Annotated in this window: 18 protein-coding genes; 12 read left to right on the top strand and 6 right to left on the bottom strand. The window is 68.7% G+C overall.

The window, feature by feature from the left end; genetic code table 11:
* Window positions 1–128: 128 nt before the first annotated feature.
* Window positions 129–677 (top strand): YbaK/EbsC family protein, encoded by a 549-nt coding sequence (locus G7043_RS07925; RefSeq protein ID WP_166044805.1) that lies wholly within the window; start codon window positions 129–131, stop codon window positions 675–677.
* On the opposite strand, the gene G7043_RS49805 is transcribed toward G7043_RS07925, so the two are convergent.
* Entirely contained in the window at window positions 674–4084 is a 3411-nt protein-coding gene (locus G7043_RS49805) for an nSTAND1 domain-containing NTPase (RefSeq protein ID WP_166044804.1), read from the bottom strand. The genes G7043_RS07925 and G7043_RS49805 overlap by 4 nt on opposite strands.
* A gap of 238 nt (window positions 4085–4322) precedes the next feature.
* Here G7043_RS49805 and G7043_RS07915 point away from each other — a divergent pair, with 238 nt between their 5' ends.
* From G7043_RS07915 to G7043_RS07900, 4 genes are read left to right on the top strand one after another with little or no spacing between them, the layout of a single operon-like run.
* Window positions 4323–5483, top strand: a complete 1161-nt coding sequence (locus G7043_RS07915; protein WP_166044803.1) for a hypothetical protein — start codon at window positions 4323–4325, stop codon at window positions 5481–5483.
* 23 nt (window positions 5484–5506) lie between these two features.
* Entirely contained in the window at window positions 5507–5935 is a 429-nt protein-coding gene (locus G7043_RS07910) for a hypothetical protein (protein ID WP_166044802.1), read from the top strand.
* Window positions 5936–5983: 48 nt separating this feature from the next.
* Complete coding sequence (locus tag G7043_RS07905) at window positions 5984–6466, top strand: hypothetical protein (protein ID WP_166044801.1); 483 nt, start codon at window positions 5984–5986, stop codon at window positions 6464–6466.
* A 39-nt stretch (window positions 6467–6505) separates the two neighbouring features.
* A complete protein-coding gene (locus G7043_RS07900) occupies window positions 6506–6928 on the top strand; it encodes a hypothetical protein (RefSeq protein WP_166044800.1) in 423 nt (140 codons plus the stop codon).
* 15 nt (window positions 6929–6943) lie between these two features.
* Here G7043_RS07900 and G7043_RS07895 read toward each other — a convergent pair whose 3' ends face one another.
* Window positions 6944–8011: an LOG family protein gene (locus G7043_RS07895; protein WP_166044799.1), complete on the bottom strand. Its 1068-nt coding sequence runs from the start codon at window positions 8009–8011 to the stop codon at window positions 6944–6946.
* A 126-nt stretch (window positions 8012–8137) separates the two neighbouring features.
* On the opposite strand from G7043_RS07895, the gene G7043_RS07890 reads away from it, so the two are divergent.
* The 6 genes from G7043_RS07890 to G7043_RS07865 all read left to right on the top strand — a co-directional run bounded on the left by G7043_RS07890 (window position 8138) and on the right by G7043_RS07865 (window position 12208).
* Entirely contained in the window at window positions 8138–9112 is a 975-nt protein-coding gene (locus G7043_RS07890; RefSeq protein ID WP_166044798.1) for an aminotransferase class III-fold pyridoxal phosphate-dependent enzyme, read from the top strand.
* Between the two features lie 54 nt (window positions 9113–9166).
* Complete coding sequence (locus G7043_RS07885) at window positions 9167–9592, top strand: hypothetical protein (protein ID WP_166044797.1); 426 nt, start codon at window positions 9167–9169, stop codon at window positions 9590–9592.
* Entirely contained in the window at window positions 9589–9996 is a 408-nt protein-coding gene (locus G7043_RS07880; protein ID WP_166044796.1) for a hypothetical protein, read from the top strand. Before G7043_RS07885 ends, G7043_RS07880 begins: the two co-directional genes overlap by 4 nt.
* A gap of 100 nt (window positions 9997–10096) precedes the next feature.
* Complete coding sequence (locus G7043_RS07875) at window positions 10097–11377, top strand: lipase family protein (protein WP_166044795.1); 1281 nt, start codon at window positions 10097–10099, stop codon at window positions 11375–11377.
* The gene (locus tag G7043_RS07870) at window positions 11364–11801 is read left to right on the top strand and encodes a hypothetical protein (RefSeq protein ID WP_166044794.1); all 438 of its coding nucleotides are present in this window, start codon (window positions 11364–11366) and stop codon (window positions 11799–11801) included. Before G7043_RS07875 ends, G7043_RS07870 begins: the two co-directional genes overlap by 14 nt.
* A gap of 8 nt (window positions 11802–11809) precedes the next feature.
* Complete coding sequence (locus tag G7043_RS07865) at window positions 11810–12208, top strand: YbaB/EbfC family nucleoid-associated protein (protein ID WP_166044793.1); 399 nt, start codon at window positions 11810–11812, stop codon at window positions 12206–12208.
* Between the two features lie 3 nt (window positions 12209–12211).
* Here G7043_RS07865 and purU read toward each other — a convergent pair whose 3' ends face one another.
* From purU to G7043_RS07845, 4 genes are read right to left on the bottom strand one after another with little or no spacing between them, the layout of a single operon-like run.
* Entirely contained in the window at window positions 12212–13087 is an 876-nt protein-coding gene (gene purU / locus G7043_RS07860) for a formyltetrahydrofolate deformylase (RefSeq protein ID WP_166044792.1), read from the bottom strand.
* A gap of 25 nt (window positions 13088–13112) precedes the next feature.
* Window positions 13113–13838: a maleylpyruvate isomerase family mycothiol-dependent enzyme gene (locus tag G7043_RS07855; protein WP_313887745.1), complete on the bottom strand. Its 726-nt coding sequence runs from the start codon at window positions 13836–13838 to the stop codon at window positions 13113–13115.
* Window positions 13839–13859: 21 nt separating this feature from the next.
* Window positions 13860–14666 carry a class I SAM-dependent methyltransferase gene (locus G7043_RS07850; RefSeq protein WP_166044791.1) on the bottom strand — a complete coding sequence of 269 codons (807 nt, stop codon included), beginning with the start codon at window positions 14664–14666 and terminating at the stop codon, window positions 13860–13862.
* Window positions 14645–15133 carry a DUF2505 domain-containing protein gene (locus tag G7043_RS07845; protein ID WP_207310593.1) on the bottom strand — a complete coding sequence of 163 codons (489 nt, stop codon included), beginning with the start codon at window positions 15131–15133 and terminating at the stop codon, window positions 14645–14647. Before G7043_RS07845 ends, G7043_RS07850 begins: the two co-directional genes overlap by 22 nt.
* Between G7043_RS07845 and G7043_RS07840 the strand changes: the two genes are divergently transcribed.
* Entirely contained in the window at window positions 15132–16232 is a 1101-nt protein-coding gene (locus G7043_RS07840; protein WP_242641846.1) for a UDP-N-acetylmuramate dehydrogenase, read from the top strand. The two genes, G7043_RS07845 and G7043_RS07840, sit on opposite strands and share 2 nt — an antisense overlap.
* Window positions 16233–16275: the final 43 nt, after the last annotated feature.

Genomic DNA, 16275 nt, shown 5'->3' with positions numbered 1-16275 from the left:
ACCGTAAAGGTTGACGCAGCGTCAAAGTCAACGCGACTTTTTCCGGCACGCGGGGCCCTTTCGTACTATCAGTCAGTACGAAAGGGCCCCGCGTGCGGAAAGCAGGGGTGGGGTGGCGGGCTGGCAGGATGGGTTGGGTGTGGACCATCGCTGGGTCGTTGGAACCCATTTCTGTGTTGTCGCGGCTTGATTTGGTGCCTGGGCCGGTTGAGGCGGCGTTGAAGGAACTGGACGGCGTTGATCGGGTGGCCGTCGCCGAGATCGACCCGACGCTCGCCGACACCGCCGAGTTCTGCGCGCACTACGGCTCACCGCTGACCGCCTCGGCCAACTGCGTGGTCGTCGCGGGCAAGCGTGGCGGCGAGATCCGGTACGCGGCCTGCATGGTGCTGGCGACCATGCGTGCGGACGTGAACGGCGTCATCCGCAAACGGCTCGACGCGCGCAAGGCGTCGTTCGCGCCGATGGACGAGGCCGTCGCGCTGACCGGCATGGAGTACGGCGGCATCACGCCCATCGGTGTGCCCGCGGACTGGCCGATCCTGGTGTCGCCCGAGGTGGCCGCCGCCCCCGAACTGGTCGTGGGCAGCGGCATCCGGGGCAGCAAGATCCTCATTCCGGGTGACGTGCTGATGAAGCTGCCGGGCGCCGAGATCCTCGACGACCTGGCGCGTTAGCAACCGGAGGCGCAGAGGCGGCCGATCACCTCGTCCGGGTCCAGGTCCCACCTGATCACCCGCGGGTCCGGTCCGGACGACGTGAGGTCGCCGTCGGCGTCGAACAGCACCGCGTTGACCGGGCCGGTGTGCCCGGTCAGCGTCGCGACCTGCGCGCCGTCGGCTACCTGCCACAACGTGATCAGGCTGTCGTTCGCGGCCGCCGCCACGGTCGTGCCGTCCCGGCTTGCGGTGACCGCTCCGACGGCGCCACGGCCGGTGACGAGTGTGCGCGCCTTGCCGTTGCGGCCCCACAGAGCGACCTCGCCGCCCGCGTCTCCCACCACCAACAGGTCCGAGCCCGGCACGGCCGCGATCGACTTCACCGCGGGACCGGTCTCCCGGACGACCTCGACCTGGTCACCGGACCAGCGGAGCACCCGGCCGTCGGCTCCTCCCGAAGCCACCTGGTCGCCGAGGAACGCCACGGTGTTCACCGGACCCGAGTGGCCGGACGGCAGTGGCCTGCCCGGTTCGGCGGAGTTCAGGTCCCAGACGAGGACCGCGGCGTCCACCCCACCGGTCACCGCGCGGTCGCCGGACACGACCAGGCTCTTGATCGCGCCCCGATGACCCTGCCACGTGCGCACGACCTGGCCGTCGGTCCGCCACGAGGTCAGCACACCGCGCACGTCGGCGGCCACGATCTCGGTCGCGGTCCGGAACGCCAGCGCGGTCACGTGCGCCGGCACGTCGATGCGCCCGATCTGCTCGCCCTCCCGGTTCCACAGCAGGATCAGGCGGTCGCGCCCGCCGCTCGCGAGCACCGAACCGTCCGGGGAGAGCGCGATGCCGTCCGGTGGACTGGTGTGTCCCGTCAGCGGCGGCAGCGGCAGGCTCCAGAGGCTCACGCTCTCGTCGCCGCCCGCCGCGAACCAGTTGCCGTCCGGGCTGAGCGCCGCCACGTAGAACGGGTGCGTGCGGGTGATCAACCCGGTCAGCCACCCGCCGTCGGGCACCGTCCACCAGCGGATGCTGCCGTCATCGCTGGTCGACACGACTTTGGTGCCGGTCGCGTCGAACTGCACCGAGCGCACGCCACCGACGTGTCGGCGCAGTCCGGACGTCTTGCCGGTCGCCAGCACCCGCAGCACGACCTGATGATCGTCACCGCCGGACGCGAGGGTACGGCCGTCAGGGCTCAACGCCACCGTGCGGACTGCCGCGTCGTGATCGGTGAACGTGCGTGCGGTGCCGTTCTCCACCACCAGCGTGCCGTTCGCCCCACCTGCGGCGAGCACGGATCCGTTCAACGCAAGCGCGTGCACCTCGCCCAGTTCGTGCACGACCATGTCCGTCCGTGTCCAGTCATCGGTGCGCCACAAGGAGATCAGGCCATCGGAGGTCGCGACGGCAGCGGTCGAACCGTTCGCCGCCAGCACGAGCACCCGTACCTCGGCGTCGAGAGAGATGGTTCGCAACGGCAGGTGTGTTCTTGTGTCCCACAAGATGATTCGCCGGTCGTCGCCCGCAGATACGAGCACGGCGCCGCCGGGCATGAACGCGAGCGCGCGCACGGAACCGTTGTGCTGCGCCAGAACAGTCGGCGCTGCGGCAGAAGACGATGACCTCAGCACCACCAGGTGGTCATCGCCCGCGGTCGCGAGCAACGAACTGTCAGCGCTGAACGCGACCGCGCGAACCGGCCCGCGATGATCTTTCAGCACGGATCGCGCGGGCTTGTACGCCGCCGTGCTGAGCAACGCCCCACGAGCTTCGGCGGTCGCCGACGTGCGGTAGGCGGCTACGGCGAGCTGTGCGGCGGCATCCGGCCACGACGCGCTGAGATCCTGTGCCTGCACGGCGATCTGGCGTGATTCGGCGACCTGCTGTTCCCGGCGGGCGGTGTTGCTCTGCACGACGGCCATCGCCGTCACCGCCAGGCACGCCACGGTCAACGCGGCCAGCGACTTCACCAGCGTGCGCAACCGGCGAGACTGCCGGTCCGCCGCTTGTCTGGAGGCGCTCTCCTCGTCCACCGCCGCCTGCAGGAACTCGCGCTCCAGCTCGTTGGACGCCACCGCCCATTCGAGCCGCCCGGCCAGTTCGCGCATCGCGGCGAGCCGGGCGCCCCGGTAGAGCAGGCCGGGATCACGGCCGGTCGACTGCCAGGCCGCCGCGGCCGTGGTGAAGTCGCGGTGCAGCCGCAACGACTCACGGTCGTCGTCGATCCACTGCCGCAACCGGGGCCACGCGCGTACGAGCGCTTCGTGCGCGAGCTCCACAACACCGTCCGCGACGACGATCAGGCGTGCGTTCGCCAGCACGTTCACGACGTGCGCGGTGTCGGTCGGCCTGCCCGCCGCCAGCACCTCGTCGAGCGGGGCCCGGCGGCGCAGGTCGTTCACGTCGTCGTGGGTCTGCACGAGCCTCAGCAGCACCGCCCGTGCGACAGCTCGGCCGCGGTTCGACAGCTCGGCGTAGGTGCTCTCGGCGGTCGTGGCGACGGCCCCGGCGACCCCACCGCTCTCCCGATAGCCGTCGAGCGTCAGCCGGCCGCGTTCGCGTCTTCGCCACGTTTCCAGCAGCGCGTGCGACAGCAACGGCAGCGCGCCCGATTGTCCGCGCACGTCGGCCAGCACAGCGGCGAGCACGTCCGGCTGCACCTTCAGCCCGGCCCGCACGGCCGGTTGTTCGACGGCGGCCCGCAGCTCGTCGTCGGTCATCGGCCCGACCAGCACCTGGGCGTCGCGCAGTGCTTCCACCAGCGCGGGAATCGTGGCGCAGTGGCCGAGGAAGTCCGCCCGCACGGCCAGCAACACCCGTTTGTCGCCGTCCAGCAGCGACGCGACGAATGCCTCCCGGTCGACCGCATTGTCGAAGTGGGTGAACAGCTCCTCGAACTGGTCGATCACCACGAGGTCGGCCTGGCCGCCGCGCCAGGTCGTCGGTGTCGCGGTGAAGACGGTCCAGTCCGTCAACGCCGGCAGCACCCCGGCGTGGATCAACGAGGACTTGCCCGACCCGGACGGTCCGAACACGCCGACGACGCGCTGCCTCCGGATGCGGTCGGTGAGATCGGCGGCGAGGTCTTCTCGTCCGAAGTACCGGTCCGCGTCCCCGACCCCGAACGCCGCCAGCCCGAGGTACGGCGTCGAGTCGTCCTGCCCCTTGGCGGCCTCGCGCCAACGCTGCTCCCATTGGGCCACATCGCCTTCGCACGCTTGGACGTACGCGAGCGCGACCGCCAGCGACGGCAGCTGCTCGCCCGCGGCGGCCTGCGACAGCGCGGTGGCGGAGTAGTGCGCGCGTTGGGCGAGCGTCCGGTAGTTCGGTGAGCCGATCTTCTCCCGCAGCTGCCGCAACTCCCACGCGAACCGCTGGACCGGGCCTTCCTCAGGATCGATCGGCCGCTCTCGTCTACCCACTCGGACTCCAGTTGATCTGAGTTGATTGATCAGCGCCTGCGCCACTGCCTGATCAACTCAACTCGCTCTAAACCTGTTGGCGCAACGAAATCAGGGCTGAGCAGGAGTGACGATGACCAGACGCTGGTACGCGGCGTTACTAACAGCTTCACTGGTTTTGCCGGGTGCCGCGTTGCACGCACAAGCGCAAGATGCGGCAGACGACCTAATCCACAGCCGTCCAACGGGCGCATTCGCATTGACGCCCGATTGGAGTCTGCAGACCTACGCGGAGAAGCTGCAGACCGCTGTCGGCACCACCACGTCGGTCGCCGCCCTGCTGCGTGACGCGAACCGGGACATCGCGTCCTGCAACACCGCGCAGCAGCAGGCGCTCCCGGAGAACTACGACCGGACGGACTACCCGCTGTCGTCCGATCAGATCCTGCGCAGCAGCGAGAAGTTCTGCTGGGACCCCGGCGACAGCAAGGTCGCGTACTGGATCCCGCAGGGTGTCACCGGTTCCGCGGACGCGGACAAGGACGGCCTCTGGGGCGAGAACCGAGTGCTGCTCGTGAGTTGGTACTACGACCAGACAGCGCCGAACAAGGGCGTGCGGATCTCGTTCGTCGACATAAAGAACCGCAAGTACCGGCACGTGCTGCTGGTCGAGCCGACGAAGACGGCGACCCCGGACTTCAAGGCCGTCCCGATCCACGCCGGCGGGATCGCCTGGCTGAACAACTACCTGTACGTGGCCGACACGAAGGTCGGCCTGCGGGTGTTCGACATGGACCGCCTCCTCGAGGTGTCCGACGCGCAGGACAGCATCGGCAAGAGCGGCAACGCCTACTACGCCCACAACTACAAGTACGTGCTGCCTCAGGTCGCCACCTACCGGCAGCCTGCGCACGCCACCTCTGGAGTCTGCGTGCCCAGCGCCACGTGGATGTGCTTCTCGTCGTTGTCGCTCGACCGCAGCACGACCCCGGACACGCTCGTCGTCGGCGAATACCGCAACGGTCGCAGCACCGACACCGCCGTCGACGGAGGCCGCGTGGCCAGGTATCAGATCGACGCTTCGACCAGGCAGCCCGTGCTGACCAACGGCAAGGCCGTCCCGCAGGACGTGGTGACCATGCCGCGCAGCAACATCCAGGGCGTCCAGACCTGGAATGGCCGCTACTACCTCGGCCGCAGCTCGAACCGCAACCACAGCTGGATGCACACCGGCTCGGTCGGTGGCACCACGGACAGCAACAGCTGGGCCATCGGCGGCGAGGACCTCTACCACGAGCACGGCGCGAACGAGACCGCCGGAAAGCTCTGGACCGTCGCCGAGCACGCCTGGACCGAGGACGGCAGCACGTTCATCGACCGGCGAGCGATCTTCGCCGTGCCGCTCAGCTCGATCGGCTGAGCCTCACCACTGGAGCAACTCTCATGCGCAAGTTCGTGATTGCCATTTCGATGGCCGTGCTGGCTGTCCTGGGCGCCATGCCGCCCGCCACCGCGTTGGCCGTGGACTTCGAGTGGGACTTCGCGGTCGCCGGAACGCTGCCGCCCCGCTCTCAGCTCACGTGCCACTCCATCGAACACGTCGAAATCTGCTGGGAGAAGGCCGGCGACCACTGGTGGGTCCAGGACCAGAACAGCAACGACAACGCGTCGGCCGGTGTCCGCTGGTTCAACGAGCGCAACGGCAGCCTCTACCGCAAGGGGTACTGCATCACCAGCCTCGGCAAGGGCAAGTGGGGCCACTGCAACAAGAACTACTACGAGAACAGCACCCTGTCCGGGTTCCCGTGCGTCTGGGACCGCAGCTCTGGCGAGACGATCCAATGCGGACCTGAGGGCTGGCGCTACCAGTGAACCTCCGCCTTGTTCGAGGCGGAAATCCTTACACCGGAGGAAAACTTCATGCGCAAGCTGCTGCTTGCTCTCTCGATGGCCGCCGTGGCCGTCATGGGCGTCTTGATGCCCGCCACCGCGTCCGCGCAGACCGTGCCGGTACAGGCGGTGTCGGCGGTCGCCGCGGACGTCGAGTACGAGCTGAACTTCGCGGTCGCCGGCACGCCGCCGCCCAAATCGCAGATGGAATGCCGTTCCTACCCGGATGTCGAGATCTGCTGGGAGAAGGCCGGCGACCACTGGTGGGTGCAGGACCAGAACGGCGACGACGGCGCGTCGGCCGGTGTGCACTGGATGAACTTCAAGAACCACACCGGCGGTGACCTCTACCGGCAGGGACACTGCATGACCAGCCTCGGCAAGGGCAACTGGGGCCACTGCAACAAGAACTACTACGAGGACAGCCGTCTGTACGGCAACGCGTGCACCTGGAACCGCAGCGCGTCCAACGTCATCGTCTGCAACAACCAGCAGAGCAACCGCTACCAGTAGCAGAACCGGAAACCCTTACGAATGAAGGGAAGTATCCGCATGCGCAAGCTCGTGCTAGCTCTTTTGATGGCCGCCGCGGCCGTCATGGGCGTCTTGATGCCCGCCACCGCGTCCGCTGCCGAGGCGACGCAGTTCGCGGTCGCCGGCACTCCGCCGCCCAAGTCGCAGATGGAATGTCACTCGTACGTGGCCGTCGAGATCTGCTGGGAGAAGGCCGGCGACCACTGGTGGGTGCAGGACCAGGACTCCGACAGCGCCTCGGCAGGTGTGTACTGGCGGAACAACCGCAACGGCAGCCTCTACCGCGATGGGCACTGCATCACCAGCCTCGGCAAGGACAAGTGGGGCCAGTGCAACAAGAACTACTACGAGGACAGCCAGCTGTACGGCTTCCCGTGCGTCTGGGACCGGAGCGCGACCGACGTCATCACGTGCTCCCGCGAGGGCTACCAGTACCAGTGAGCCGGTGCCACGCTCCTAGGCCTGGTATTTGACGAGCAGTTCGATCGCCTCGTCGACGTCGTCGGTGACGAGGATCCACTGTTCCGCCTCCCGGCCCGCCGCCAGCTTCTGCACCAGCGGCGCGGCCGGGACCTCGTCTGTCCAGAAGTCCTTGCCCAGGAACACCATGGGCGCGGCCGGGCCGACGCTGCCGTAGTAGTTCTGCGTGAAGTCCTGGAAGACCTCCTGGACCGTGCCCGCCTTGCCCGGCGTGTAGACGATGCCGCCGGTCGCGACGGTCAGCAGGCCCTCCTCGCGCACCGAGTTGGCGAAGTACTTCGCGTGCAGTTCGCAGGCCGGGTTGGGCGGCTCGTGGCCGTAGAACCAGGTGGGGATGCCGATCGTGCGCGGCTTCGCGAAGCTGGGGATCTCCGGGAACGCCGCCAGCCACCGGCCGATCGACTCGTCGTCGTTGCCGAACGACGGTGCCTGCGCGATGGCGTTCAGCACGTCCTGGTCGGCCTCACCGAGCCGGACGCCCAGCGGCACGGCCTCCATCGCGCCCGGTCCGCCGCCGGTCAGCACCGTGAAGCCGGACCGGCCCAGCGCGGCGCCGAGTTCGACGGCGTTGCGGTAGCCGTCCGAGCCGCGGGCCAGCGCGTGGCCGCCCATGACCGCGACCGGCGAGCCCGTCAGCGTTTCGTCCAGCGCCTCGGTGATCGAGTGGTCGTGCAGGCGTTCGGCCAGCGCGTGCAGCGGGTCGGGGTGGTGGCCCTGCTGCTTGCTGTGCTGGTAGATCACCGCGTCCGGGGTGTCCGCGTACGACTTCGGGTTCGCCGGGTCGAAGCCCGCGAACAGCTCCCGCGGCGTGTAGAGCTTCGACCGGTACACCTCGTACGGCAGGTCCGGGATGACCGGGAAGATCAACGCTCCCGCGGCGTCGGCCCGCCGCTGCATCGTCTCGCTCAGGGTGCAGCCCAGCAGCAGCGCCCCGTCGATCGGCACCCGCACGTCCTCGCGGGTCAGGTCCAGTCCGATGATGACGGCTTTGCGCAGGTCAGGCTCTGCCCGCAGCTGGTCGAGGTCGGTGATTTCGATCCGCACGAGAAAAAGCCTATGCCCCGGGCGAACCAACGTGTCGTGGAATCCGAATGAGTAGTGGGAACACAGGTCCGCTCGTCGTCTCGTCGAGCGGCCTCGGGCCGCGCTGCCCAGGAAAGGTTCCCCGCAATGGCTACCGAACAGCTGACCGGATGCGCCGCCCGTGGCGCCCGAGTGGTAGATCCCCACCGCGTCGAGTACCTGGACTGCGGCGGCTACGGAGTTCCGCTGCTAGGCCACGCCCACCCGGCCGTGGTGCAGGCCGTCGTCGGCCAAGTGCGCCGGCCGTCGTTGCTGGACCGCCTGATGCTCGACCTGGTCACGCCCAACGGCCTCGACCACGTGCACACGTTCCCGTCGGCCTCCGAGGCCGCCCAGTTCGCCGTTGCCCTGGCACACGCCAATGGCCGTCCGCGAGTGTTGACCACCGGTGACGTCCCGTACGGCGGCATCGACTCGTTGCGCGCCGTCCTGGCGTCCGGCCCACCAGCGTGCGTGCTCGTCGAACCGGTCCGCGGCGTCTCGTGCCCACCCGACGGCTACCTGACCGCCATCGCCGACGTGTGCCGCGAGCACGACGCGCTGCTGATCGTCGACGAAACCCGCACCGGCCTGGGCCGCCTGGGCGTGTGGTGGGGCTCCGACCTCGACGGCGTGACCCCGGACATCCTGCTGGTGGGCGAGGGCCTCTCCGGCGGCGTCCTCCCGATCGCCGCCGTCGTGGCCACGGCCGCCGTCGAAGTACCCCTGTGGCGCGGCTCCGAAGACGTGTCACCGCTGGCCTCCGCCGCCGTGAACGCCTGCCTGCGCGTCACCGCAGCCGAGGGCCTGGTCGAACGCGCCAAGCTGCTGGGCGACGAACTGCTGCTCGGCCTCAGGGCCGTCGTCGCCGGCAAGGCCCACGCGTCCGGCCGAGGCCTGCTCCTGGGCGTCGAACTGCCCGACAAGCGCACCGCCGACATCTTCACCGGCGAACTGCTGCGGTTGCGCGTGCTGGCCGACTTCCGCGGCCGCACGGTCAGCTTCACCCCGCCCGCCGTCATGTCGGCCGCGGACGCCGGGTGGCTGGTCGAGGCCGTGGGCAGGGCCGCGAACAAGATCTGAGTTCGGCCAGCACGCACTGCGCACCCCTGCCAAGATCCACGGCGGGGGTGCGCGATGCTCAGGTTCCTACCGATTCTCCTGCTGCTGACCGGATGCAGCGTGCTGGAGAACTTCAACGAGGACGTCAACACGATCGGCAGGCAGATCGTCGCCGAGTGGAAACAACGTCCGGACGTCGCCGCCGCGCAGTTCGAGTACCGACATGGTCTCGACCTGGGCGAGCACATGACCGTCGAGGTCATGGTGCATGCCGACAAGATCACCACGACCACTGTCGACGACCTGGTCGACATCGCGGAACGCATCTATTGGCGCGGCACCTGGCGTGACGTCGGCACCGGCTACCTCGTCTACTCGACCGACGACCCGCCCTATGCGGACAAGCCGGGAGAGGCCAAACCCATCGCCAAGGGCGACCTCGCTTTCGACGACGACGCCGAGGCCAGCTACGGCCCCCGACCGACGCAGCCGAGCAAGTGAAGCGTCTCGCGCTCCTGGCGCCGCTGCTCGTTCTCACCGCGTGCGGCACGTCCGACGACACCGTCGAGGACCTGACCGACCGCATCGAGTCCGATCTCAAGGCGCATGACGGGATCTCGGCGGTCGAGGTGAAGTACACGACCGGCCTGGACCACCGGCAGTCCCTCAGCGTCACCGCGACCGTGCCGGACCGCGCCAAGGCCGACGAGGCCATGGAGATCATCCGACGCGATTACTGGACCGGCACCGGCCGCCGGGTCGACTTCCGGATCAAGTTCAGTTCGCCTGCCGGAGCTGAGGTGTTGAGCAGCGACGACGTCAAATTTGAACTCGGTGACGTCGTCGAGATGGAACGCGAGTACGGGCCGCGGTCCGAAGCAGGTGAGCTGGAACCCGGTCGCTGAGTAGTTCCGCTCATCTCGCCCTGTTCCCTGTGCGCGCTCTCGCCCCGTCATGGTTTGCTCACCGCGAGTGAACGGGGGCTAGTACGACGACCTGGCCGCCATGGGCGACCTCACCAGCGACGTCGCCGGTGACACCCTCAAGACCGCGGCCGCCGGCCACAAGTTCCTGGTCGAGCCCGACGTGCTGGCTTCATCGCTGCTCAACCCCGGTGGCGTGGTCAAGTTCGAGGCGGCGATGGCCGTCGCGCTCGACGGACCGAACGGTCTCACCGCCACCTCCGCCGACATCGGGCTGCGTGGCGAGGCGCTGAAGGCCACCCGGATCGCCTACGAGATGGCCGACGAGCTGGCTGCCAAGGGACTGGACGCCGGCCGGTGGTTCGCGGGTCTGGCGGTGGCCACCAACCCGCTCGGAGCCACGCTGGTCGGGGGTGGTGCGATCGCCACCGACGTGTACCTGAACTACGACGGCGACTGGGAGAAGTGGCTGGTCGACCACCCCGGCATGGTCGACACGCTGATCGGCATGTCGCCGGGCATGCTCAGCGCTCTCGGCATCCCGGTCGACCTCGCCACCACGCTGGACCTGCTCGCCGCGACCTACCCGGACGGCGAGGCCGTGGTCACGAACATCGGGGATCCGACGAAGGACGAAAACCCGCCGCGTGGCCTTGAGGACCTCCTCAACGGGTTGAACGAGCGCAACGACCCGTCGGACGAGCACGACCCGAGCAACATCGATGTGCGGATCATCAAGGACGCCAACGGCAACGTCACGGGTTATGTGGTGGACGTGCCCGGTACGAAGGACTGGCCACTGCCGGGACAGGCCAAGAGCGCCAACGACCTCGGTGTCAACGTGGACGCGATGGCGGGCAACAACACCGTGCTGCAAAAGGGAATCCAGGAGGCGCTCGATCGCGCCGGAGCCCACAACACCGGTGCGCCGGTGATGCTGGTCGGGCACAGTCAGGGCGGGATCGTCGCGGCCCAAGCGACCACCGACCTGAAGGCCAACGGCTACAACGCGACTCACGTGGTCACCGCTGGCTCGCCGGTCGGCCGCATCGACGTTCCTGGCGACGTGCAGGTGCTTTCGATCGAGAACCGCAACGACATCGTTCCGCACCTGGACGCGAGCGACAACCCGGACAGCCCGAATCGCACGACCGTCACCTTTGAGAACAACACGGGAACGTCCGGAGGAAACCACGCGATCGGTGGCAACTACACCGATGCGGCGGGAGCTCTCGACAAGAGCACGGATCCGTCGATCCAGCGCTATCGAGACAGCATGGGAGCCTTCACCGGCGGTGACCCGGAAAAATCACAGATGCAGAAGTACCACGTCGCGAGGAAGGGCGTGAATGAGCTTCCGTAAGGCTCTGGCCGTGGTCTCCCTGGCTTTCGTGCTGGCCGGGTGCAACGTCACCGACCAGTACCACGAGGACGTCGAAGCGGTCGGAAAGCAGATCGTGGCCGACTGGAAGGAACTACCAGAGGTCGTCGACGCCAAGTACGAGTACCGGCACGGTCTGGACCAGGGGCAGGTGATCTACGCGACCGCTACCGTGCGAGACGAGTCTGCGGAGAAGTCTGTCGAGCAGTTGGAGGAAATCGCTCAGCGGGACTACTGGCGTGGCACGTCGCAGAACATCTCATTGCACGTCAACGTCTACTCGGATGCCAATCCGCAGACGACGAGTCCGACTGGTTCCAGCAAGCCGTACAGCCAGAAACGAATCGAACTCGATGACCCGGCCGCGCTCGAGAAGAAGTACGGCCCCCGACCTGCCAAGAAATGAGCAACGCGATGACGCCCGACGAATGGCTCGCGGACTTCGAGGCCAAGACGGCCGAGCTCCAGCGCAACGCCGCCGCCTTCCGCCGCAACCTCGAATCCGCCGGCACGACCGTGACGACCGAGGACAGGTCCGTCACCGTCACGGTCGCCTCGAACGGCGCGCTGCTCGACCTGAAGATCGAGGGCAACGCCGAGCTGGCCGGCAAGATCCTCGCGTTGGTGCGATCGGCTCGTGAACAGGCCGCGACAAACGTGCTCGACGAGTTCCGCCAGGTCACCGGCAGTCACGCGAACGAGCTGGACACCGACGTGTCGGTTCCCGCGCTGCCCGAGCAGCCGAGGAAGGCCGCGCAGCCCGAGAACGAGGACTTCAGCGAGAAAACGGTCTACCGCAAGGAGAGCTGGTAAGGCTCAGAAGATCACCGTCTGGTTGCCGTGCACCAGCACCCGGTCCTCCAGGTGCCACCGCAACCCGCGCGCCAGCACCACCTTCTCGATGTCCCGCCCCTTGCGCACCATGTCCGCGACCGAGTCGCCGTGCTGCACGCGCAGGACGTCCTGCTCGATGATCGGCCCCGCGTCCAGGTCCGCCGTCACGTAGTGGCATGTGGCGCCGACGAGCTTCACGCCCCGGCGGTGGGCCTGGTGATAGGGCCGGGCGCCGATGAACGACGGCAGGAAGCTGTGGTGGATGTTGATCGTGCGGCCGGTCCAGGCCGCGCACAGTTCCGGCGGCAGGATCTGCATGAAGCGGGCCAGCACCACGGCGTGCGGGTCGTGCTTCTCCACCAACACCCGGAGCTGGGCGAACGCGGCCTGCTTGCCCTCGGGGTCGTTGGCGGGGAACGGCACGTGATGGAACGGGATGCCGTGGGCGCGCGTGATGTCGCCCAGATCGGGATGGTTGGCGATGACCGCCGACACCTCGACGTCCAGCTCTCCGGTCGCCACCCGGGCCAGCAGGTCGTAGAGGCAGTGGCCCTCCTTCGACGCCAGGATCACCACGCGCTTGCGGACACCCGTGTCGGTCACCGTCCACGTCGACTGCGCGCCCAGCGAAGCAGCGATCTCGCCGAACTGCGCGCGCAGTTCTTCCACGTCGAACGGCAGGGAGTCCGCGCGGACCTCCTGGCGCGTGAAGAACCAGCCCGTCTCCGGGTCGGTGTGGTACGCGGCCTCGACGATCCAGCCGCCGTGCTCCGCGAGGAACGACGAGATCCTCGCGATGATGCCGGTGCGGTCCGGGCAGCCGAAGGTGATCACATAGCGACGCTCAGGCGATGACACGCCCCCAGAGTATTCGCTGCGGTGGTCACGGCCTGGGCAGCGCCGCCAACAGGGACTGGTCGCCGGACACGATCGCGTGGCTCGGACGGCCCCACAGCGCCCGGTAGATCGCGTCGGCGGTGCCGGCGATGGTGGCGTCCGCGTCCACCGCCGAGTCCTGCACGTCCGTGACGACCAGCGGCTCGCCGGACGTGAGGTGCACCTCCCACGTGCGGCCCGCGTCGGCGGCGTGCACCAGGAGCCGGCCCGTCCCGGCGATCTGGCGGCCCAGCTGCAGCTGGCGGGGGATCATCACGGTGAGCATCTCGTCGATGCCGTCCGCCGCGAACTCCGAGTCGAACACCAGCGACGGCAGCTCGTGGCCGGTGGCGAGCTCCGCGTCGATCCGGTGGATCGACGTCTCGTGCGCCTGCCTGCGCGCCCAGAAGCCTGCCTGCAGCGGGCCCTGGAACGTCCACGCCGGACGGTCCGCCGGGGCCTCGCGCAGGCGGGTGATGAGCACCGAAAGTTCGTTGTCCCACCAGGAAAGCGCCTCGTCGAAGTCCTTCGGCGGCTTCGGCCACTCCGGCCGGCCGGCGTCCGGTTCGGCGACGACGGCCTGCGCCGCCCACGAGTGCACCGCCGCCTGGTGCCGCACGAGGTCCAGCACCGTCCACTCGGGACAGGACGGGACGGGGGCGTCCGGGCCCGCCTTCAACGCGGCCGAACGCATCAACGAAGCCTGGGTCTCGATCTGGGCGATGAAGTCCACGAAAACCACATTAGTGCGGCACTATGGCGCGACAGCGGCCCATTCGAGCGAGATTTCGCCGAGCCGCCAGCGCCGCCGGTCGTCCACCACCGGCCAGCCGCGCTCGGCCAGCAGCCGCGCCGACTCCACCCACCGCGCCCGAGGCCCGAACGGCGCGAACGGTGCCGCCGTCGCCCAGCAAGCGTCCAGTTCGGCCAGCAACGCGTGCACGCGTTCGCCCGGCACGTTCTTGTGGATCAACGCCTTGGGCAGCCGTTCGGCCAGGTCGGAGGGCACGTCGATGCCGGACGGCTTGCACGCCAGCGTGAACCGCAAGGGCCCGTCCGCGGAAAGCGTCACCCACGTGCACCGCCGGCCGATCTCGTCGCAGGTGCCCTCGACGATCAACCCGCCGGGGGCCATGCGCGAGAGCATCGTGTCCCACGCCTCGAACGCCTGCTCCTCGGTGTACTGGCGCAGCACGTTGAACGCGCGCAACAACACCGGACGCGCACCGGCCAGCTCGAAGCCACCGCGCCGGAAGTCCAGCAACGGCGGTGAGGCAACGGCCTTGCCCGCGTCGACGCGCTCCTGGTCGATCTCCAGCCCGAGCACGCGCACGTCCGGCCGCACCACCCGCAGCCGAGCGGCCATCTCCACGGTGGTGATCGGCGTCGCGCCGTAGCCGAGGTCGACCACCAGCGGGTCGGCAGCGGTTGTCAGGAACGACGCGAGGGTGCCGGTCATCCACCGGTCGACCCGGCGCAGGCGGTTCGGGTTGGTCGTGCCGCGGGTGGGGACGCCGAGCGCGCGGGCCCGGCCGGCCGCTAGCCGCGGTTTGCGAGCCATTGCGTGGTGAACTCGCTCTCCTTGTCGAGCAGCACGACGACCTGCTCGGCGATCACCTTCTCGAGCTTTCCGCCCATGAGCGGGATGCTGACCTTGGCCTCCCCCGTGAGGGTGACCTTCGAGCCGGATCCGTTGCCCGTGATGGTGAACGCGCCGTCGAGCCGTCCGGGGACGCCGGACAGCGTGACCTCGACCGTGCCCGCGCCGGCCGCCCAGATCTCGACGCGCTTGATCACCAGGTCGCCGCCGAGCAGCGACTTCGCCACGGACGGCAGGTGCTCGGCCGGAACACCCTGCTTGAGCTCGTAGGACGCCTTCCCGTCGGCGTAGGAGAACGACACGAGCTCGGCGTTCGTGCCGCCGATCGCGGCCAGCCGGTCCCGCAGATAGGTCTCGTCGACCATCGCGCCGAAGACCTTCTCCGCCGAATGGGGTGACGTGGTGTGGTGCTCGATGCGGCGTGCCATGTCGCGGAGGCTACCGTTGACGTCTGTGACCACCACGCAGTCCGTACCTCTGGCCGAGCGCACCACGCTCCGACTCGGTGGCCCGGCCGCGCGGTTCGTCCACGCCACGACCGCCGCTGAGCTGGTCGAAGCCGTGCGAACAGCCGACGCCGCCGACGACGAGAAGGTCCTCGTGCTCGGCGGTGGATCGAACCTCGTGATCTCGGACGGCGGCTTCGACGGCACCGTCGTGCACGTCGCCACCAAGGGTTTCCGGCTCGACCCGCTGGGCGGCGGGATCGTCCAGTTCACCGTCGAGGCGGGCGAGGAGTGGGACGCGGTCGTCGCCGAGGCGGTCGCGCAGGGCCTCGGCGGCCTCGAGTGCCTCTCCGGCATCCCCGGCCTCAACGGCGCCACGCCGGTGCAGAACGTCGGCGCGTACGGCATCGAGATCTCCCAGGTGCTGCAGTCGGTGGATCTTCTCGACCGGCGCAGCGGCAAGGTGCATCAGGTGCCCGCCGCCAAGCTGGGTCTGGACTACCGCACCAGTGTGTTGAAGGGCACGGACAACGCGGTCGTGCTGCGCACCAGGTTCTCGCTCACCGCCGGCGGCATGTCCGCGCCGATCCGCTACGCCGAGCTCGCCCGCGTTCTCGGGGTGGCACAAGGTGATCGCGTGCCGGCCGACGAGGCCCGCAAGGCCGTGCTGGAACTGCGCCGCGGCAAGGGCATGGTGCTCGACCCCGCGGACCACGACACGTGGAGCGCCGGCTCGTTCTTCACCAATCCGATCATCGACGACTCGACCTTCACGAGCGTGCTGCTCCGCATCTCCGAACGCCTCGGCGCCGACGTGAACGTGCCGGTCTACCCGGCGGGCCCCGGCCAGAAGAAGCTCTCCGCCGCATGGCTGATCGAACGCGCCGGCTTCCGCAAGGGCCATCAGGGTCCCGGCGGCCGGGTGTCGCTGTCCGGCAAGCACACGCTCGCCCTGACCAACCGCGGCGGCGCCTCCACCGAGGACCTGCTCGACCTGGCGCGCGAGGTGCGCGACGGCGTGCGGGCCGCGTTCGGCGTGGAACTGCACCCTGAACCCGTTTTTGTAGGCGTTCAGCTGTAGGTCTGTTCGGGTGACTCTATGTGACCAATCGCTACCCGGCGTG

This window comes from Lentzea alba (assembly GCF_011067745.1).
GTDB lineage: Bacteria > Actinomycetota > Actinomycetes > Mycobacteriales > Pseudonocardiaceae > Lentzea > Lentzea alba.
The sequence above is the reverse complement of the archived record's forward strand: the minus strand, read 5'-3'. Positions and strand labels throughout refer to the sequence as shown.